This is a genomic window from Phreatobacter sp. (assembly GCF_022843985.1).
GTDB lineage: Bacteria > Pseudomonadota > Alphaproteobacteria > Rhizobiales > Phreatobacteraceae > Phreatobacter.
In genome coordinates, this window is the sequence record NZ_JALHMP010000040.1 from 1 (window position 1) to 19,002 (window position 19,002).

Here is a 19,002-nt window from a genome sequence, read left to right on the forward strand (position 1 = left end):
CGGAGGTGCGGCGGCCGGTGCCGGGGCGGCCGGTCGCTGGGCCGCGCCGCGGCGCTCGCTCTGGCGGATCTGCGCCCAGGAATTCTGCTGCGTCACCATGGAGCGCAGATAGGCGACATTCTGCTCGGCCTCGGCGGGCGGCAGGTCCTTGCGGGCGATCTCCTCGGCCTCGGCGAAGCGGCCCTGGAGGCCGACCACGAGGGCGAGGTTCTGCCGCACGCGCTTGTCGGCCTGGGGATGGCCGGCGGCCTGCCGCAACGCCTGCTCGGCCTGGGGCAGCTGGCGCGAGAGCGCATAGGACAGGCCGAGATTGGACAGGATGGCCGGCTCGCCGGGCGCGATCTTCAGGGCGTCGTTGTAGAGGGCCTGGGCCTCCTGCGGCCGGCCCATCTGGTCGTAGATGGAGCCCTGGACATTGATGATGCGCCAGTCCGGCTGGTCGGGACGGTGGGCGCGGCTGAGCACCTGCAGCGCCTGGTCGTGGCGGCCGGCATCGGCCAGGGCGCGGCCGAACTCGCCCATCAGGGGGAGGTTGCGCGGATCGCGGATGGCGACGCGTTCGAGCACGGCGACGGCCTGGACGGCCTGGCCGGTGGCGCGCAGCGCCCGGGCATAGCGCATGGCATTGGCCGAATCCGTCGGGTTCGACCGGTAGCGGGCCGCGAGACCGTCGATCTCGCTGCGGGCCGCCTGTTCGGTGAGGGGCGCGTTGCGGACGGAGCCGGTGATGTCACCGCCGCCGCGGCGCGCGCTCAGGGAGCAGCCGCCCGAAACCAGGGCTGCGAGGGTGACGACCAGGACGAGGGGGCGGACGGGACGGGACGCGATCGGCATGACGAGCTCCGCGGACGGGCGTGCGGTGAGAACTCAGGTCATAATCCGTTAACGTTAACGAGCCGCTAAGATGCTCACCCGCGCCGGCGTGTCTGGGCCGGCGGCTGCAACCAGCGCAAAGCTTGGCCGGCCGCCCGCTCGCCCGAGGCCCAGGCACCGCCGACCGTGCCCCACAGCCCCTCGTCGGTCGCCTCGCCGGCGATGAGGATGCGCTGGCCGACCGGCTCGGCGAGACGCAGGCGCTGGCCCGTGGCGCCGGGACCGGCGACGGACCAGGCGCCGCGCACGAAGGGATCGGTGGTCCAGGAGGTCACGTGGACGTCGCCCAGGACGCGGCGCGCCTGGGGCCCGAATTCATTGCCGACGAATTCCACCGCGAAGGCCTTCATGGTCGCCGGCCCCGCCGTGGCGAGATCGCGGGCGAAGGCGCCGCCGACATCGAGATACCACCAGTCGGATCCGGCGATGCGGGCGAGCGGCTTGGCGGTGGCGGCGGTATCGGCCTTGACGACGAAGGGCTCGTCGGCTGCGGCCTCCATGGGATTGCCGGGCAGGTGGATGATCAGATGTTCATAGGCGCCGCAGGACAGCGCCGCGATGGCGTCGGCCTGGCGCTTGGGCAGGGCGGGGGTGAACCGGATGGCGCCGGCGGCGAGCACCGAGGTGGACGCAGTCACCACCGCGGCGCGGGCGCGGATCGTGCCCGAGGGGGTCTCGACGACGACGCCCCGGCCCGACCAGTCGACCCGCGTCACCGCTGTCGACAGGCGGATCGGCAGGCCCTCGGCGAGTTTCGCCAGGATGGCGCCATAGCTCTGACGGCAGAACAGGTCGCGGGTCTCGATGGCATTGTAGAAATCGACGCAGGAGATCTCGGAGGTCTCCTTGCCGGAATCCCAGGCCCCCTTGAGGAAGGCGACGGTGGCCTGCCAGTCCCGGAGGTTGGTCGGCATGGCGGCGGCGAGCGAGATCTCGCGGCCCGCCTCGCCGGCCTCGAGGATGGCGCGCTGGGCCCGCGTCAGCGCCGATGCATAGGCCTCCCATTCGCCCTCGCGCGGACGGCGGCCCTTGATGAGGAGGCGCGGGCGGTCGGGATCGTCATAAAGGTCGAAGCCGGCGGCGCGGGCGAGCCCGACCAGCGGATTGTCGTCCGGGGCATGGATCCAGTGGGCGCCGAGATCCATCGGCATGCCGAAATTCACGGTGTCGGCGATGCAGCGCCCCCCGGCCCGGTCCTTGGCCTCGAGGACGATCACCGTGCGGCCGGCCGCCATCAGCTTGCGCGCCGCGGCGATGCCGGCGGCTCCCGCCCCGATGACGACGACATCGGTCTCGGCGGCCGGCGGACGCACGCCCTGGCCGAGCGCCGGCGCGGCGGGCAGCGTCGCGGAAGCGGCGAGCAGGCGGCGCCGGGTCATCAACGGTCCGTTCATCGTGCTGGGCGAATCCCGATCATGATGAGGCCTATATCACGCAATCGGCCCCCGCTTCACCGCCCGCCCCGGAAACGTGAACCCGTTGTCAACCGAAGACGACACACATTCGATGTCCAAGAAACGGACGTCCCTGGGGAGGGACCACCATGGGAGACCGCATTCTCGATGCCCTGGGGCGGCGCATTGCCGCCATCCTGGACAAGCGCTCGCCGGGCTACGAGCCGACGACGCCGAGCGACCCGAACGCGCTGCGCGCCGCCCTGCGGCCAGGCGACATCCTGCTGGTCGAGGGCGACACGCGCATCTCGGCCGTGATCAAATATCTCACCCAGTCGACCTGGTCGCATGCGGCCATGTATGTCGGCCCGATCGAGGGCCTGTGCGAGCCCGACGGCGAGCCCCATGTGCTGGTGGAGGCCTATCTCGGGGACGGCGTCATCTCCGCGCCGCTGTCGAAGTACCGCGAGTTCCACACCCGGGTCTGCCGGCCCGTCGGCCTGACCGAGGCGGACCAGCAGCAGGCCTGCCGGTTCATGATCGAGCGCATCGGCCTCGACTACGACCTGAAGAACATCCTCGACATGCTGCGCTTCCTCGTCCCCCTGCCCATTCCCGTGCGGTGGCGGCGGCGGATGATCGCCTTCGGCTCGGGCGATCCCACCCGCGCCATCTGTTCGACGCTGATCGCCCAGGCTTTCGAGAAGGTGCGCTATCCGATCCTGCCCAAGGTGGAGCGCTGCGCCAAAGCGGGCGAGCAGCGCGTCAAGGGACGGGCGGCGCGGCGGGAGATCCTCCACATCCGCCACCACTCGCTCTATGCGCCGCGCGACTTCGACATCTCGCCCTATTTCGCCATCGTCAAGCCGACGATCCAGCGCGGCTTCAACTACAAGAAGCTGCAATGGGGCGACGCCGCCGCCGAAGGTGCCTCGCTGGCGCCGAACGATGCGCCCTCGCTGAGCAGCGTCGCCTGAGCGCCGCCTCTACAGCAGGCCGTGCTTGCGAAAGGCGTCGGCCAGCGACATGCCGGCCTCGAGATCGGCCCGCATCCGCCGCTCGCCGTTGATCTTGCTCATGGCGGTGGAGAGCACCGCGAGGGCCTTTGCGCGCGGCACCACCACGATGCCGTCGACGTCGCCCACCACGATGTCGCCGGGCGCGATGCTGACCCCGCCGATGGTGATCGGCACGTCCTTCTCCACCATCATGCCGCGATACTGGGTGTCGGCGGGCGACAGCGCGCCGGTGAAGACCGGGAAGCCCATGGCACGGATGGCGATGACGTCGCGGGCGGCGCCGTCGGTCAGGAAGCCGGCAGCCTCGAGATGGCGCGCGCGGGTGGACAGCAGCTCGCCCCAGGGGCCGATGGCGGTGTTGCCGCCGGTGGCCATGACGCAGACCTCGCCGGGCCTGAGATCGTCGACCAGGGCGATCTCGAGGTCGTAGAGGCCTTCAACAAAGCCGGAGATGACCTTGTAGCCGCCGGTGCGGGCGGGGCCGAAGAGCACAGTGCCATCGTCGACCGGGCGAATGCCGGGCGGCAGGATCTGGTGGTGCAGCCCGTGCTCGTCCAGCGCGTCCGAGACCGGCGCGGCGGCGATGACGGGCCGCGCGGCGGCGATGATGTCGTCGAATGTGTCGGTCATGGCGGGCCCTCCTCCTGATTGTTACCGGCAGGATAGGCCGTTCCGCCGCCGTGTCAGCCCGCCTTCTTCGCAAGGAAGGCGCGCACGCCCTCCATGAAGGCCGGCTTGACGATGAGGCCGGCCTGCGTTTCCCGCTCGGCGTCAAGCTGGGAGGACAGGTCGCTGGTTTCGGCGCGGTCCATCAGCCGGCGGATCCCGAAGAAGGCCTCGGCCGAGCCGCCGCCGAGCCGGGTGGCAATGGCGCGCGCCGTGGAGAGACAGTCGGCGTCGTCGACACAGGTCCAGACGAGGCCCCAGTCGGCCGCCGTCTCGGCGGGGAGCCTGTCGCCGAGCAGGGCGAGGGCGCGGGCGCGGGCGCGGCCGATGGCGCGCGGCAGGAACCAGGTGACCCCGAGGTCCGGCACGAGGCCGAGCTGCGGGCCGAAGGTCAGCACGAAGGAGGCGGAGCGGGCGGCCACCGCAATGTCGCAGGCGAGGGCGAGACCGACGCCGGCCCCGGCAGCGACCCCGTTGATGGCGGCAACGGTGGGCTTGGGACAATCGTCGATGGCAAGGATCAGCGGGTTATAGAGGTCGCGCATGGCGGCATTGACCCCCTCCCCCGTCGGCGCCAGGCCGCCGGCTAGGTCGGCGCCGGCGCAGAAGCCGCGGCCCTTGCCGGTCAGCACCAGCGCCCTGACGGCAGGGTCGGTGCGGGCCTCGGCGAGCGCCTGCAGGGCGCCGCGGACGAGCGCGTCGTTGAAGGCGTTGAGACGGTCGGGGCGGTCGAGGGTCAGCGTCGCGATGCCCTCGGAGACCTCGTAGGTGACGGCCATGGATCAGGTCCTTTCGGCGACGAGGCCGGAGGCCAGCGCCGCGTCGATCTCGGTTCGGGTCAGTCCGGCGCCGGCGAGAATGGCGCGGGTCTCGGCGCCGGGGCCGCGGTTCGGCGGCGCGGCTTCGGTCGGCGTGGCCGAGAAGCGCGGCGCCGGCCGGGGCACCGGCCCTTCCGGCGTCGCCATGAAGGTGCCGCGGGCGACATTGTGGGGATGGGCCGCCGCCTCCAGCGGATCGAGGACCGGGGCATAGCAGATCTCGCGGCCGTCGAGCAGCGTCGTCCATTCGTCGCGCGTCTTCGAGCGGAAGGCAGCGGCGATGGCGGCGCGCAGGTCCGGCCACATGGCCTTGTCCCACTGCCTGGCGAAACGCGGATCGGTGAGGTTCAGGCCCTTGAGAAGCTCCACATAAAATTGCGGCTCCAGCGAGCCGATGGAGACATATTTGCCGTCGGCGGTGTCATAGACGCCGTAGAAGGGCGCGCCGCCGTCAAGCATGTTGGCCTCGCGCTCCACCTTCCACGTCCCCGCATTGATCATGCCGAAGATCATGGTGCCGAGGACGGCGGCGCCGTCGACCATGGCCGCATCCACCACCTGGCCCTGGCCGGTGCTCCTCGCGCCATAGAGCGCGGCGACCATGCCGAGGGCCAGCATCATGCCGCCGCCGCCGAAATCGGCGGCGAGATTGAGGGGCGGCACCGGCGGGCGGTCGGCGGGGCCGAGCGGCCAGAGCATGCCGGACAGGGCGAGGTAGTTGATGTCGTGGCCGGGCGCCGGCCCATAGGGCCCCTCCTGCCCCCAGCCGGTCATGCGGCCGTAGACGAGACGCGGATTGGCCGTGAGGCAGATGTCCGGCCCGAGGCCGAGGCGCTCCATGACGCCGGGGCGGAAGCCCTCCAGCAGGGCATCGGCGCCGGCGATGATCTTCAGGACGAGCGCGGCGGCGCCGGGCTTCTTGAGGTCGACGGCGACCGAGCGCCGGCCGCGCCCGAGCGCATCGCCGGCGTTCCAGGCGCTCTTGCCGGCGCGGTCGATGCGGATGATGTCGGCGCCGAGATCGGCCAGCATCATGGCGCAGAAGGGACCGGGGCCGAGGCCCTGGAACTCGACGATGGTCACGCCGGCAAGCGGGCCGCCTCTGGTCACGTCGTCCTCCCCGGCCGCCCGGCGGCGGTCCCATGCCTTGGGGGAAACGCTAAAGCCGGCATGGCGACAGTCAAGGCGCGGGCGCCCCGCCTTCCGGCGGAGGCCGAAGGGCTGAGACAACCGGCGGCGCGACAATTGGGCGTTGCTTTTTGGGCCCGAGCGTCCATCTATGCCTCGACTGAAACGGGTTGGCGCGGTGGGCCTGGACCACCCGCGCGAGGGAGACTTCCATGAGCGGCAATGGCGGCGCGAAATTCGGCGCGTCCTTCGGCGGTTCCTATGGCGGCAGCTTCGGCGGCGCGGCGCCGCAGGCCGCACCGGCACCGGCCCCCGCAGCGGCGGCGCCCGGCGAACTCATCAAGGATACGACGACCCGCGACTTCGTGAAGGATGTCCTGGAGGAATCGAAGAAGCAGCCGGTGCTGGTCGATTTCTGGGCGACCTGGTGCGGCCCGTGCAAGCAGCTCACCCCGGTGCTGGAGAAGGTCGTCCAGTCCTTCAAGGGCAAGGTGAAGCTGGTGAAGATGGATATCGACAAGCACCCGGAGATCGCCGGCCAGCTCGGCATCCAGTCGATCCCCGCGGTCATCGCCTTCGACAAGGGCCAGGGCATCGACGGCTTCATGGGCGCTCTCCCCGAGAGCCAGGTGAAGGCCTTCATCGACAAGCTGGTGGGCGGCAAGGTGAGCCCCGACATCGCCGAGATCCTCGCCGCCGCCGATTCGGCGCTGGTGGAGGGCGATGCCGCCGGCGCGGCGCAGGTCTATGCCCAGGTGCTCGGCGCCGAGCCGGAGAACCTCCACGCCCTCGCCGGCCTTGCCCGCTGCGCGGTGGAAACCGGCGATCTCGACCAGGCCCGGGCCATTCTCGAGCAGGTTCCCGCCGACAAGGTCAATGACAAGGCGGTGGTGGCGGCGAAGGCGGCCCTGGACCTCGCCGCGCAGGCGGCCGATCTCGGCCCGATCCACGAGTTCGAGCACAAGCTCGCACAGAACCCGGCCGACCATCAGGCGCGCTTCGACCTCGCCGTGGCGCTGAACGGCCAGGGCCGCCGCGACGAGGCCGCCGACCATCTGCTGGAGATCTTCAAGCGCGACCGCACCTGGAACGAGGACGGCGCGCGCAGGCAGCTGGTGCAGTTCTTCGAGGCCTGGGGTCCGATGGACGAGGCGACGCTGGCCGGCCGGCGCAAACTGTCGTCGCTGCTGTTCCGGTAAGGGGCAGCGCCCTGCACCGGGGCGGTAACCCGGGCGCCTAGCCCTTGCGCGTCAGCCCGAGGCGCTTGGCGGCGATCCGGTCGAGCCAGCGGGCCGGCAGGAGGCGCGGCAGGACCCAGTTCATCAGGGGCGACGGGGTGATGGTGTAGCGCACCTTCGGCTGCGGCGCCGACAGCGCGGTGTGGACGACCTCCGCCACGGCCGAGGCCGGCAGGGCATGTTTCGCGCGCGCCAGGACCTCGCTCTCGAACCTCTCGATCAGCGGCCCATAGAAGGTCGGCTGGTAGCGCGCTTTCTCCACCGCGCCGGCCGACTTCTCCCAGATCGGCGTGGCGATGGGGCCCGGCCCGACAATGACCACGTCGACGCCGAAGGGCATGAGTTCGCGGCGGAGGGCATGGCTGACCGCCTCCAGCGCATGTTTCGTCGCCGCATAGCCGCCGACGAAGGGCCAGGCGAGCTTGCCCGAGACCGAGGACATCATGACGATGCGGCCGGGACGGCCGGAAAAGCCTTCCTGGGCCCCGAGCAGCGGCGCGAAGGCCTGCACCGTCGCGATCTGGCCGAGGACATTGACCTTCCATTGCCGGTCGAGCTCGTCGAGCGACTGGTGCAGCAGCGGCCCGGGGAGGGAAATACCGGCGTTGCAGACGAGGCCGTCGAGCGTGCCGCCGTCGAGAAGGTCCGCCACCCGCGCTGCGGCGCGCGACAGACCGTCAACGTCGGTGACGTCGCAGAGGAGGCCCGTGAAGGACGGCCCGAGATCGTTGTCGAGGCGCTCGGCATCCTCGCTGCGGCGAACCGTGCCAAAGACCCGCCAGCCCCGCTTCACGAGATCGGTGGCGATGGCCTCGCCGATGCCGGAGGATACGCCTGTGACGAGGCAGCTGCGCATGGCCTATTCCGCCGCCTGGCGGCCGCCGACGCCGTAACGCTTGTCGATATAGGCGATGACCATGGCCTTGAACTCGGCGGCGACGTTGGGACCGCGCAGGGTGGTGACCTTCTCGCCGTCGACGAAGACCGGGGCGGCGGGGTTCTCGCCGGTGCCGGGCAGGGAGATGCCGATATCGGCATGCTTGCTCTCGCCCGGTCCGTTGACGATGCAGCCCATGACGGCGACGTTCAGCGCCTCGACCCCGGGATAGCGCGTCTTCCATTCCGGCATCGAGGCGTGGATGAAGCCCTGGATGTCCTGGGCGAGTTCCTGGAACAGGGTGGAGGTGGTGCGGCCGCAGCCCGGGCAGGCCGCCACCAGCGGCACGAAGGTGCGGATGCCCATGGTCTGCAGGATCTCCTGCGCCACCTTGACCTCCAGCGTGCGGTCGCCGTTCGGCTCGGGCGTCAGCGAGACGCGGATCGTGTCGCCGATGCCGTCCTGCAGCACGACGCCGAGGGCGGCGGCGGAGGCGACGATGCCCTTCGAGCCCATGCCCGCCTCCGTCAGGCCGAGATGGAGGGCATAGTCGGAGCGGGACGCCAGCATGCGGTAGACGGCGATGAGGTCCTGCACCGCCGAGACCTTGGCGGAGAGGACGATCCGGTCCTTGGGCAGGCCGATCTCTACGGCCCGGTCAGCGGAAAGCAGGCAGGACTGCACCATGGCCTCGTGCATCACGGCGCGGGCGTCGCGCGGCTCCGCGCTCCTGGCGTTCTCGTCCATCAGATGGGTCAGCAGTTCCTGGTCGAGCGAGCCCCAGTTGGCGCCGATGCGGACGGCCTTGCCGTGCTCGGCCGCCTTCTCGACGATCATGGCGAATTGCCGGTCCTTCTTGTCCTTGAAGCCGACATTGCCGGGATTGATGCGGTACTTGTCGAGGGCCTCGGCGCAGGCGGGATGATCGGCGAGCAGCTTGTGGCCGATATAATGGAAATCGCCGACCAGCGGCACGCCGACGCCCATGCGCATCAGCTTGTCGCGAATGTGCGGCACGGCCGCGGCGCTCTCGTCGCGGTCAACGGTGATACGCACGAGTTCGGAGCCGGCGCGGGCAAGGGCCGCCACCTGACGCACGGTTCCCTCGATATCGGCCGTGTCGGTGTTGGTCATCGACTGCACGACGATGGGGGCGCCGCCCCCGACCGTGACCGCTGCCGCGCCCCGGCCGATCGTCACGCCGACCGTCCGGTGACGGGGTTTCACCCCAAATCCCTGGATCATCGTTTCTCGTCTCCGCTCAGGCTTCTGTCCAATAGCGGTTGCGGCCTTTTTGCGCCAGACGTCGCGCGGGCGGCACCCGCCGGCGTTCAGGGCGATGCGGGCTCGTGGCAATGGGCACAGCGGCCGAACATCTCGACGACCTGGGTGGCCGGCTTGAATCCGGCCGCCTCGGCGATTCCCGCGAGATCGCGCTGGACCGGGGCGCCCGAGGCCTCCGACACGCAGCCGCAGGAATCGCAGATCATGAAGACCACGAGGTCGCGGCTGTCGTGGCGGTGGGCGCAGGCGACGAAGGCGTTGCGACTCTCGATCCGGTGGGCGAGGCCCGCCTCCAGCAGGAAGTCGAGGACGCGGTAGACGCTGATCGGCGCCGGACGCCGCCCGCTGGCGCGATGCATCAGCTCGATGAGGTCATAGGCGCCGACCGGCGCGGGCGAGGCGGCCAGATGCGACAGCACCTCGCGCCGAATGGGCGTCAGCTTCAGCTTCTGCTCGGCGCAACGCGCTTCCGCCAGCTGCAGCACGTCGACCGGCGGATGGCCGTGCGCGCAGGCGTGATCGTGCACAGGTCGTGACTTGAGCATCGCGGCTTGCCTTCGCGGTTGCAGGGACCCAGCATCTAGCACGGCACCCGGATCCGCCAAAGCAGGCCCCCGGAAAGCCATGTTGCATTGCGACAGAAGCCGCGCCAGTGATGGCGGCGCGGGATGTCGGCCGCCTTGAGGAGATAGGGACCATGAGCCTTGCGGGAAAGAGCGCGATCGTCACGGGATCGACCAGCGGGATCGGGCTGGCCATCGCGACGGCCCTGGCCGAGGCCGGCGCCGACGTCATGCTGAACGGCCTCGGCGAGGCGTCCGAGCTCGAGGCGATCCGGGCGAAGCTCGCCGCCGCGACCGGGCGCCGGATCCTGTTCTCACCGGCCAACATGATGAAGCCCGAGGAGATCGCGGCCATGGTGGCGGCGGCCGAGGGCGATTTCGGCAAGGTCGACATCGTCGTGTCGAATGCCGGCATCCAGTATGTCGCCCCGGTGGAGGCGTTCCCGACCGACAAGTGGGACGCCATCATGGCGATCAACCTGACGGCCTCCTTCCACCTGGCCAAGGCGGTGGTCCCGGGCATGAAGGCGCGCCGGCACGGACGCATCGTCAACATCGCCTCGGCCCATTCGCTCGTCGCCTCGCCGTTCAAATCGGCCTATGTGGCGGCCAAGCACGGCCTGGTCGGCTTCACCAAGACCATCGCGCTGGAGCTCGCCACCTTCGGCATCACCGCCAATTGCATCTCGCCGGGCTATGTCTGGACGCCGCTCGTCGAAAAGCAGATTCCCGACACGATGAAGGCGCGCGGCATGACCAAGGAGCAGGTCATGAACGACGTGCTTCTGGCGGCCCAGCCGACCAAGCAGTTCGTCCAGGTCGAGGAGGTCGCGGCGCTGGCGCTGTGGCTTTGCTCGGATGCGGCGAAGAACATCACCGGCGCCAACAACGTCATCGACGGCGGCTGGACGGCAGCCTGATGGCGCAACCGGCCAGGCCGACCAAGCGCATCAACCTCGCCCTGCAGGGCGGAGGCGCCCATGGCGCCTTCACCTGGGGGGTGCTCGACGAGGTGCTGCGCGACGGCAGGCTGGAGATCGAGGGCGTGACCGGGGCCTCGGCCGGGGCGATCAATGCGGTGCTCCTCGCCGACGGGCTGGCGGAGGGCGGGCCGGAAGCGGCGCGGGAGCGGCTCGCCCGGTTCTGGCAGGCGGCCTCGCATGACGGCAAGATGCCGGCCCTGCAGCGCCGGGCGCTCGACCGGCTGTTCGCCGTGGTTCCTTACGAGGGTTCGCTGATGGAATCCTGGGTCACGGCGATGCAGCGCTATTTCTCGCCCTATGACCTCAATCCCTTCGACATCAATCCGCTGGAAGACCTGATCCGCAGCTTCGTCGATTTCGACCGGCTCGCCGCCTTCGACGGCGTCCAGGTCTTCATCTCCGCCACCAATGTGCAGACCGGCAAGCTGACGATCTTCCGGCGCGAGCGCATCTCCTGCCGGGCGGTGATGGCATCGGCCTGCCTGCCGACCCTGTTCAAGGCGGTGGAGATCGACGGCACGCCCTATTGGGACGGCGGCTATATGGGCAATCCGCCGATCTTTCCGCTCTACCGGGCGACCGAGGCCGAGGACATCCTGCTGGTGCAGATCAATCCGGTGGTCCGCCAGGCGACGCCGACCAGCGCGCGCGCCATTGCCGACCGGCTGAACGAGATCACCTTCAATTCCTCGCTGCAGGCGGAACTGCGGGCCGCGGCCTTCGTGGCGCGCCTGGTCAACGAGGGCCGCCTGCCCCGCGGCCGCAAGGCCGGCGAGTACAAGCGCGTCAACCTGCACCGCATCGCCCTCGGCGATTCGCTCGCCGGCCTGACCGCCGCTTCGAAGGTCGTCACCGACTTCGACTTTCTGCTCGAGCTGCACAAGGCCGGCAAGAAGGCGGCGCGGCGTTTCCTGAAGGGCCATTTCGACGATATCGGCGAGCGCTCGACCCTCGACCTGGAGGCGGAGATCGCCGCCGAATGGGCCTGAGGGCTCAGCGCAGCGGCATCTCGACGCCCATCAGCGCCGCGGCGCGTTCGACCACCGCTTCCTCGAGTTCGGCGGCGGCGCCATCGGCGAGGACCACGCTCCACATCATGCTGACAATCCGCCGGCGGCCGTCCTCGTCGAGGCGCTTGGCCAGCAGGTCGGCGAAGGAGGTCCAACTGTCGGCCGAGGCCTCGGCATCGACGGCCCTTTCGATCAGCCGCTCGGTATCACCGGCGGAGAGGGCGAATCCGGCCGCCAGCACCGTCTGGATGCGGGCGCGTTCGGAGGCCGACACCCGGCCGTCGACGGCCATGACATGGACCAGGAGGGCCGCTGCCGCGAGGCGGTAGTCATCGTCGCCGAAGGCCTCGTGCGGCGCCTCGGTCAGGTCGGTGATGAGGGCGAAGAAGCGGTCGAGCATGGTCTGTCCGGATTGGCCGCGGGATCATCGCGGCTGGCAGGGTGGGAAAGCAAGGCGGCTGTGCCGCTGCATGGCGCCGCAGCGGCAGGACGGGTTGGCCTGAGGCGCCGCCCGCGCTAGGAGACGCATTCTGCGATCAGGCAGTTCCAAGGAGAGACAAACATGGCCATCGAGCGCAAGCAGGTCGGTCCGCGCATGAGCGGTGCCGTCGTCCACGGCAACACCGTCTATCTCGCCGGTCAGGTGGCCCACAAGGCTGCCGGCAAGTCGGTGACCGAGCAGACGAAGGAAATCCTCGAGACCATCGACGCCCTGCTCGCCGAATGCGGCACGTCGAAGCAGAACCTGCTGTCGGCCAATATCTGGCTGACGGACATGTCGACCTTCGCCGAGATGAACGCCGTCTGGGATGGCTGGGTCGTTCCCGGCCAGACGCCGGCCCGCGCCACCGTCGAGGCCAAGCTGGCCGCGCCGCAGTTCACCGTCGAGATCATGGTCGTCGCGGCGAAGTGAGAACGGACGCCGCGGCGTCCCTTCAGAAAGGGTCATGGCCGGGACGTCCCGGCCACGACTTTGGCATGACCCTGAAAGCGCGTCAGGCGGCGCGCACGCCTTCGAGGAAGGTGCGGATCTCGCGGTCGAGGGCCTGGGCCTCCTCGCCGAGACGGCCCGACAGGGAGCGCACGTCCTCGGCGGTCGCCTGGGCCGACTGGGCGGTGCCGCCGACCCGGCCCATGGCCTCGGCGCCGCCGCGGGTCTCGTCGGAGGCGCGGTTGACCGCCTCGGCAATGGTCGAGACCGCCGCGTTCTGCTCCTCGACGGCGGCGGCGACAGAGGCGGCGATGCCGCGCATCTCACCGATCACCTGATTGACCTTGTCGATGGCGTCGACCGCATCGCCCGAGGCCATCTGGATGGCGCCGATCTGGGAGGCGATCTCCTCGGTGGCGCGGGCGGTCTGGGCCGCCAGGCTCTTCACCTCCGAGGCGACGACCGCGAAACCCTTGCCGGCCTCGCCGGCGCGGGCGGCCTCGATGGTGGCGTTGAGGGCGAGCAGGTTGGTCTGGCCGGCGATCGCCTGGATGAGATTGACGACCTCGCCGATGCGGGAGGCGGCCTGGGCGAGCGAGCCCATGGTCTGCGCCGTCCGCTCGGCCTCGGTGACGGCGGTGCCGGCCACCTCAGTCGACTTGGTCGCCTGCGAGGCGATCTCGGCGATGGAGGCGGCGAGTTCCTCGGCGGCGGCGGCGGCGGAGGAGACGGAGTTCGCCGCCTGTTCCATGGCACCGGAGGCGGTGACGGCCTCCTGGGTCACGGCGCCGGACGTGCCGTCGAGCTGGTCGGAAGCGCCGTCGAGCTGGCCGGAGGCGCTGCGCAGGGCACCGAGGGACTTCTCGGCGGCCTCCTCGAAGCCCTTGATCAGGTTGTCGACGACGGCGGCGCGGCGGTTGCGGGCCTCCACCTCGGCGATCTGCTCGGCGGCGAGACGCTCGCGCTCGATGGCATTGTCGCGGAAGACGAGGACGGCGCGGGCCATCTGACCCAGTTCGTCGGTGGCCTCCGTCGAGGGGACATCGACGGCGGTGTTGCCGCCGGCGAGTTCGCGCATCGACACGGTGATGCCGCCGATCTGCCGCGTCATGGAGCGGCCGAGGACCATGGCGACGAGGCCGCAGAGGAGGACCACGCCGACGATGATGCTGATGACGAGCATCATGGTCCTGGACTGCGCCTCCAGCCGCGCCTCGTTGGCGCGCGTCTTGCCGTCATTGGCGGCAGCGGCGAGGACATTGGTGGTCTGGTCCAGCGTGGTGAGCAGCGTATCGAGCTGCTGGACCGTCCGCTCCATCGTGCGCGAGCCCTCCACATAGGAATCGAGGGCCGGCCAGTAGATTTCTCCGGCCTTGAGGAGCTCGGCCTTGGTGGCCGGCGCGACGACCGACCGCGTCACTTCGTTGACGAACTTGGTGCGGGCCTGGCGGAAGGCCTCGAGATCGGAATCGAGCCCGCGCAGCATGAAGTCCTTCTCGTGGCGGCGCATCTGCAGGACCTGCTCGAGAATGCCGGCGCCGTCGTCGAAATTGGCGGCGACGCGGCGCGCCTGGACCTCGAGCTGCTGGACGGATTCGTTCATGCGGCCGGTCAGGCCGGAGACCTCGTCCTTGCCGAGAGTGTCGATGGTGCCGCGCACGAGGTCGAAGGCCGCGCTGGCATCGCCGAGTTGCTTCAGCGACTGGTCGATCTCGCCCTGGAGCCGGGCGGCGGCGGGCTTCCGGCGGGCTTCGCCGAGGGCCATGGTCGCCTCTGTCCGGGCGCGGGCGAAAAGGGTCGGCGCCGTCTCGGAGTAGCGCTCGGCATAGTCGAGGGCGGCGAAGCGCAGGTCGCGAACGCTGGTGCGGACACGGGCAGCATCGGTGGCGAGCCCGGCGAAGTCGTCATAGGCCTCGAAAGCGCCGGCCGCCGACTTCTGGCCATACCAGGCGGCACCGCCGGCGGCGAGCACGCCGATGATGGGAACGATGGCGAGAAGAGCGATCCTCAATCGCACCGACAGTGCGGGCATACGAACGGCCATTGCTAGGAACCCCCGATATTGTAGCGGGGCGATACTGCGCCCCACTGGTTAAGGAATGACTATCTGTTCCCATAGGCAGGCTATTTTTTATTGGTATTACAGTAGTTTGCTGAAGAATTACGTTCCCTAGCGTCAGCGATTGAGTTTTGGGCAGCCGCCCCCTAGGGTCCGCGCCTCCTTGTGCGAGATCCCCATGTCCCTTGCGGTGCGGGCCGTCCCCTTCCTCTTCGTTTTCGCCTGGTCGACCGGCTGGATCGTGGCGGGCTTCTCGGCGCGCCTGGCCGATCCCCTGTGGTTCCTGTTCCTGCGCTTCGCCATGGCAGCCGCGGTGATCGCCGCCATCGCCGTCGCCATGGGCGCGCCCTGGCCGCGGTCCGGGCGGGAGATCGGCCACGCGATGATGTCCGGCGTGCTGCTGCATGCGCTCTATCTCGCCGGGGTCTGGTGGGCGGTCAGGAACGGCGTGCCGTCGGGCGTGTCCGGGATCATGGCCGGCCTCCAGCCGGTCATGACCGCGCTGCTCGCTCCGGCCATCCTGGGCGAGCGGATCACCGCCCGGCAGGGGACCGGCGTTGCCCTGGGCTTCGCCGGCATCCTCCTCGTGCTGATGCCGAAGCTCGTCGGCGTGCCGACCGAGGTCTATGAGGCCATCGTCATTCCGCTGACGGTCAATCTCGTCGCGATGCTCTCCGTGACGGCCGGCACCTTCTACCAGAAGCGCTTCGTCTCGGGCGGCGACATGCGCACCACGACCGCATGGCAGTATATCGCGGCCTCGCTGATGATGCTGCCGCTGCTCGCCCTCTTCGGCCGGGTCGAGGCGGAATGGAACCAGACGCTGATCCTCACCATGGCCTGGTCAGTGCTCGCCCTGTCGGTGGGCGGCATCTTCCTGTTCCTCTACCTGATCCGGCGGGGCGAGGTGTCCCGCGCCACCGCCTATATCTATCTGGTGCCGGCGGTCTCGGCGCTCATGGCTTTCGTGTTCTTCGGCGAGACGCTGACCCCCGTGCAACTGGTCGGCATGGCCGTCACCGCCGCCGGCGTCTGGCTCGCCACCCGGCCGCACTGAACCGCCGGCCGCCGGTCACTGGTCATTTGCCGGATTGAAACAGCGCCGGGCTGCGTTATTTTGCGATGCAGCAACAACGAACACCCCGAGGGAACCACCATGAGCCCCGCTCTCGCCCTGAAGGATGCGCCGGGAACGCTGACCGATCTCGCCCGCGGCGCGGTCGTCGCCGCCGATGCGGTGCTGGCAGAGGCCACCGCCGCGGTGCGCGGCCGCGTCACCGAGGGCGGCCGGATCTCGGGGGCCGCCATCGAGCGCGAGCAACGCGCCACCCATGGCCTCGCCTGGCTCGCAACCTATGTGGAAAGCGTGCGCCAGCTGGCCTCCTATGCCGAGCGCCTCGGGGCGGAGGGCAAGTTCGGCGAGATCGAGGATCTCATCGTCCGAATCGGCCTCGGCGAATATCTCGCGCAGATCCTCGGCGGCATCCCGATGAGCCAGGGCGAGATGGTGCGCCCCGCCGATGTCGGCCTGTCCACCGCCGACGTCGCCCGCCGCTTCGCCGGCGCCGCCGACACGCTGATCGCCACGGGGAATACGGCGGCCAACCGCGCCCGCCTGGCAGCACTGGTGCAGGAACAGGAATCCTCCGGCCATTTCGGCGAGCCGGGGCTCGACGAGACGCTGGAGGCCATCCGCGACGAGATGCGCAAGTTCTCGCTCGCCGAGGTCCTGCCCCACGCCCATGAATGGCATCTGGAAAACGCCTATATCCCGCTCGACGTGATCGCCAAGCTGGCCGAACTCGGCGTCTTCGGCCTGACGCTCCCGGAGAGCTATGGCGGCATGGGGCTCGGCAAGGAGAGCATGTGCGTCGTCTCCGAGGAGCTCTCCCGCGGCTATATCGGCGTCGGCTCGCTCGGCACCCGCTCGGAGATCGCCTCGGAACTGATCCTGGCCGGCGGCACGCAGGCGCAGAAGGACCACTGGCTGCCGAAGATCGCCTCCGGCGAGATCCTGCCCACCGCCGTCTTCACCGAGCCGAATACGGGCTCCGATCTCGCCTCGCTGAAGACCCGGGCCGTGCGCGAGGGCGACGTCTACAAGGTCTCCGGCAACAAGACCTGGATCACCCACCCCGTCCGCGCCGACGTGATGACGCTCTTGGTGCGGACCGATCCGAGCGAGCCGGGTTATAAGGGCCTGTCCATGCTGCTGGCGGAAAAGCCTCGCGGCACGGACGAGGACCCCTTCCCGGCCGAGGGCATGTCCGGGGGCGAGATCGAGGTGCTCGGCTATCGCGGCATGAAGGAATACGAGATCTCCTTCGACGGCTTCGCGGTGAAGGCGGACAACCTCCTCGGTGGCGTCGAGGGCCAGGGCTTCAAGCAGCTCATGCAGACCTTCGAGGCGGCGCGCATCCAGACGGCCGCCCGCGCCGTCGGTGTTGCCCAGGCGGCCATGGACCTGGCGCTCCGCTACGCCCAGGAGCGCGTCCAGTTCGGCAAGCCGCTAATCGCCTTCCCGCGCGTCGCCGACAAGATCGCCATGATGGCGGTGGAGGTGATGATCGCCCGCCAGCTCACCTATTTCTCCGCCCGCCAGAAGGACCTCGACCGGCGCTGCGACCTCGAGGCCGGCATGGCCAAGCTGCTGGGAGCCCGCGTCGCCTGGGCGGCGGCCGACAACGCCCTGCAGATCCACGGCGGCAACGGCTTCGCGCTGGAATATCCGGTGAGCCGCGTGCTCTGCGACGCCCGCATCCTCAACATCTTCGAGGGGGCCGCCGAGATCCAGGCGCAGGTCATCGCCCGGCGCCTGCTCGACGGGGCCAATTGACCCCTCAGGCGTTGGCCGCCCTGAGCGCCCGGTCGATGTCGGCATAGAGGTCGTCGACGGCCTCCAGCCCTACCGACAGGCGCAGGAGGTCCGTCGGGCAGGGCGAGCCCGCCCCCTCGATCGAGGCGCGGTGCTCGATGAGGCTCTCGACGCCGCCGAGCGAGGTGGCGCGCTTCCACAGCGCGACGCGGGCGGCGGTGGAGACGGCCGCCTGCTCGCCGGCCTTCACCCGGATCGACAGCATGCCGCCGAAGCCGCCCTGCATCTGCCGCGCCGCGAGCGCGTGCTGGGGGTGGGAGGCGAGCCCCGGATAGAGCACGTCGGCGACCATGGCATGGGCCTTCAGCTTCTCGGCGAGGGCGAGGGCAGCCCTGGCCTGGGCTTCGACCCGCACATGCAGGGTGCGCATGCCGCGTATCAGCAGGAAGGCCTCGAAGGGGCCGAGGATCTTGCCATGCATGGAGCGGACCCGCCGGACCTTCGACCAGAACGCGTTGACCTCGCGGGTGACCAGGACGCCGGCGACGACGTCGGAATGGCCGTTCAGATATTTCGTCGCCGCATGCATGACGATATCGGCGCCGAGCGCCAGCGGCCGGGTGAAGACCGGCGTCGCCACGGTGGAATCGACCGCGCAGATGGCGCCGGCGGCATGGGCGATCTCGGAGATGGCGGCGATGTCCGAGATCGTCCAGAGCGGGTTCGACGGCGTTTCCAGCCAGACGAGCTTCGTCCTGCCGGGCTCGACCGCGGCCTTCACGGCGGCAAGTTCGGTCGTGTCGACGAAGGTGGTGGTGTAGCCGTAGGTGACGGCATCGTTCATCAGCCAGTTGCGCAGCGCCCAGTACATGACGGTGGGCGCGACAATGTGGGCGCCGGCGGGCAGCGCCATGACCACGGCGGTGGCCGCCGACATGCCGGACCCGAGGACGAGGGCCTCGGGCCCCTCCTCCAGCGCCGCCAGGATCGCCTCGCACTGGCGCACCGTCTGGTTGTCGGGCCGGCCATAGATGAAGCCGTTGCGGTACTGGTTGTCGGGATCGCGGATGAAGGTGGTGGCCACATGGATCGGCGTCACCACGGCATGAGTCTCGGCCTCCTCCCAGCCCAGGGCCTGGGCGGCGAGCGTGCGGGGCTGGAGGCCGGTCGGCTTGGCGGCGGTCATGGGGCTGTTCCTGGTAAGGCTGGGCGGCCTGCCGCCGGCCCCGAAGGCATCGGCAGGTTCCACCATCCGCAACTACATTTCCTGTATCGTGGAATCAAGCGGTGTTGCGGCGCGCATGCGAAGCACGATGACAGGTTTCGGTTCGCGCGGCTAACATG

General features: G+C 69.8%; 17 protein-coding genes and 1 pseudogene. 7 read left to right on the top strand and 11 right to left on the bottom strand.

The window, feature by feature from the left end; genetic code table 11:
• Positions 1–834 (bottom strand): tetratricopeptide repeat protein (locus Q0C57_RS19620; protein WP_296579191.1); only part of this gene is annotated, 834 nt, incomplete at its 3' end.
• A gap of 74 nt (positions 835–908) precedes the next feature.
• Positions 909–2,252 (bottom strand): NAD(P)/FAD-dependent oxidoreductase, encoded by a 1,344-nt coding sequence (locus Q0C57_RS19625; protein ID WP_296579193.1) that lies wholly within the window; start codon positions 2,250–2,252, stop codon positions 909–911.
• Positions 2,253–2,416: 164 nt separating this feature from the next.
• Here Q0C57_RS19625 and Q0C57_RS19630 point away from each other — a divergent pair.
• Positions 2,417–3,160 (top strand): annotated as a pseudogene (locus Q0C57_RS19630) (YiiX/YebB-like N1pC/P60 family cysteine hydrolase); the annotation flags it as partial.
• A 93-nt stretch (positions 3,161–3,253) separates the two neighbouring features.
• Here the strand turns inward: Q0C57_RS19630 and Q0C57_RS19635 are convergent.
• From Q0C57_RS19635 to Q0C57_RS19645, 3 genes are read right to left on the bottom strand one after another with little or no spacing between them, the layout of a single operon-like run.
• Complete coding sequence (locus Q0C57_RS19635) at positions 3,254–3,916, bottom strand: RraA family protein (RefSeq protein WP_296579195.1); 663 nt, start codon at positions 3,914–3,916, stop codon at positions 3,254–3,256.
• Positions 3,917–3,969: 53 nt separating this feature from the next.
• Positions 3,970–4,731, bottom strand: a complete 762-nt coding sequence (locus tag Q0C57_RS19640; RefSeq protein ID WP_296579197.1) for an enoyl-CoA hydratase-related protein — start codon at positions 4,729–4,731, stop codon at positions 3,970–3,972.
• A gap of 3 nt (positions 4,732–4,734) precedes the next feature.
• The gene (locus tag Q0C57_RS19645) at positions 4,735–5,880 is read right to left on the bottom strand and encodes a CaiB/BaiF CoA-transferase family protein (protein WP_296579200.1); all 1,146 of its coding nucleotides are present in this window, start codon (positions 5,878–5,880) and stop codon (positions 4,735–4,737) included.
• Positions 5,881–6,110: 230 nt separating this feature from the next.
• On the opposite strand from Q0C57_RS19645, the gene trxA reads away from it, so the two are divergent.
• Positions 6,111–7,097, top strand: coding sequence for a thioredoxin (trxA, locus tag Q0C57_RS19650; RefSeq protein ID WP_296579202.1), 987 nt, complete (start codon positions 6,111–6,113; stop codon positions 7,095–7,097).
• A gap of 37 nt (positions 7,098–7,134) precedes the next feature.
• Here trxA and Q0C57_RS19655 read toward each other — a convergent pair whose 3' ends face one another.
• The 3 genes from Q0C57_RS19655 to Q0C57_RS19665 form a co-directional block, all read right to left on the bottom strand.
• The gene (locus tag Q0C57_RS19655) at positions 7,135–7,992 is read right to left on the bottom strand and encodes an SDR family oxidoreductase (protein WP_296579205.1); all 858 of its coding nucleotides are present in this window, start codon (positions 7,990–7,992) and stop codon (positions 7,135–7,137) included.
• A 3-nt stretch (positions 7,993–7,995) separates the two neighbouring features.
• Entirely contained in the window at positions 7,996–9,258 is a 1,263-nt protein-coding gene (gene ispG / locus Q0C57_RS19660) for a flavodoxin-dependent (E)-4-hydroxy-3-methylbut-2-enyl-diphosphate synthase (protein ID WP_296579207.1), read from the bottom strand.
• Positions 9,259–9,344: 86 nt separating this feature from the next.
• Positions 9,345–9,842: a transcriptional repressor gene (locus tag Q0C57_RS19665; RefSeq protein WP_296579209.1), complete on the bottom strand. Its 498-nt coding sequence runs from the start codon at positions 9,840–9,842 to the stop codon at positions 9,345–9,347.
• A 152-nt stretch (positions 9,843–9,994) separates the two neighbouring features.
• Here Q0C57_RS19665 and Q0C57_RS19670 point away from each other — a divergent pair, with 152 nt between their 5' ends.
• Complete coding sequence (locus Q0C57_RS19670; RefSeq protein ID WP_296579212.1) at positions 9,995–10,780, top strand: 3-hydroxybutyrate dehydrogenase; 786 nt, start codon at positions 9,995–9,997, stop codon at positions 10,778–10,780.
• Positions 10,780–11,832: a patatin-like phospholipase family protein gene (locus Q0C57_RS19675; RefSeq protein ID WP_296579214.1), complete on the top strand. Its 1,053-nt coding sequence runs from the start codon at positions 10,780–10,782 to the stop codon at positions 11,830–11,832. Before Q0C57_RS19670 ends, Q0C57_RS19675 begins: the two co-directional genes overlap by 1 nt.
• A gap of 4 nt (positions 11,833–11,836) precedes the next feature.
• Here Q0C57_RS19675 and Q0C57_RS19680 read toward each other — a convergent pair whose 3' ends face one another.
• On the bottom strand, positions 11,837–12,253 hold the full coding sequence (locus Q0C57_RS19680) for a TerB family tellurite resistance protein (RefSeq protein ID WP_296579217.1): 417 nt from the start codon (positions 12,251–12,253) through the stop codon (positions 11,837–11,839).
• A gap of 162 nt (positions 12,254–12,415) precedes the next feature.
• On the opposite strand from Q0C57_RS19680, the gene Q0C57_RS19685 reads away from it, so the two are divergent.
• Entirely contained in the window at positions 12,416–12,766 is a 351-nt protein-coding gene (locus tag Q0C57_RS19685) for a RidA family protein (RefSeq protein ID WP_296579221.1), read from the top strand.
• 82 nt (positions 12,767–12,848) lie between these two features.
• Here the strand turns inward: Q0C57_RS19685 and Q0C57_RS19690 are convergent, their stop codons facing one another.
• Positions 12,849–14,828 (bottom strand): methyl-accepting chemotaxis protein, encoded by a 1,980-nt coding sequence (locus Q0C57_RS19690; RefSeq protein ID WP_296579226.1) that lies wholly within the window; start codon positions 14,826–14,828, stop codon positions 12,849–12,851.
• Positions 14,829–15,021: 193 nt separating this feature from the next.
• Between Q0C57_RS19690 and Q0C57_RS19695 the strand changes: the two genes are divergently transcribed.
• Positions 15,022–15,900, top strand: coding sequence for a DMT family transporter (locus Q0C57_RS19695; protein ID WP_296579228.1), 879 nt, complete (start codon positions 15,022–15,024; stop codon positions 15,898–15,900).
• Positions 15,901–15,999: 99 nt separating this feature from the next.
• A complete protein-coding gene (locus tag Q0C57_RS19700; protein ID WP_296579231.1) occupies positions 16,000–17,679 on the top strand; it encodes an acyl-CoA dehydrogenase family protein in 1,680 nt (559 codons plus the stop codon).
• Positions 17,680–17,683: 4 nt separating this feature from the next.
• On the opposite strand, the gene Q0C57_RS19705 is transcribed toward Q0C57_RS19700, so the two are convergent.
• Positions 17,684–18,844: an aminotransferase class I/II-fold pyridoxal phosphate-dependent enzyme gene (locus Q0C57_RS19705; RefSeq protein WP_296579234.1), complete on the bottom strand. Its 1,161-nt coding sequence runs from the start codon at positions 18,842–18,844 to the stop codon at positions 17,684–17,686.
• Positions 18,845–19,002: the final 158 nt, after the last annotated feature.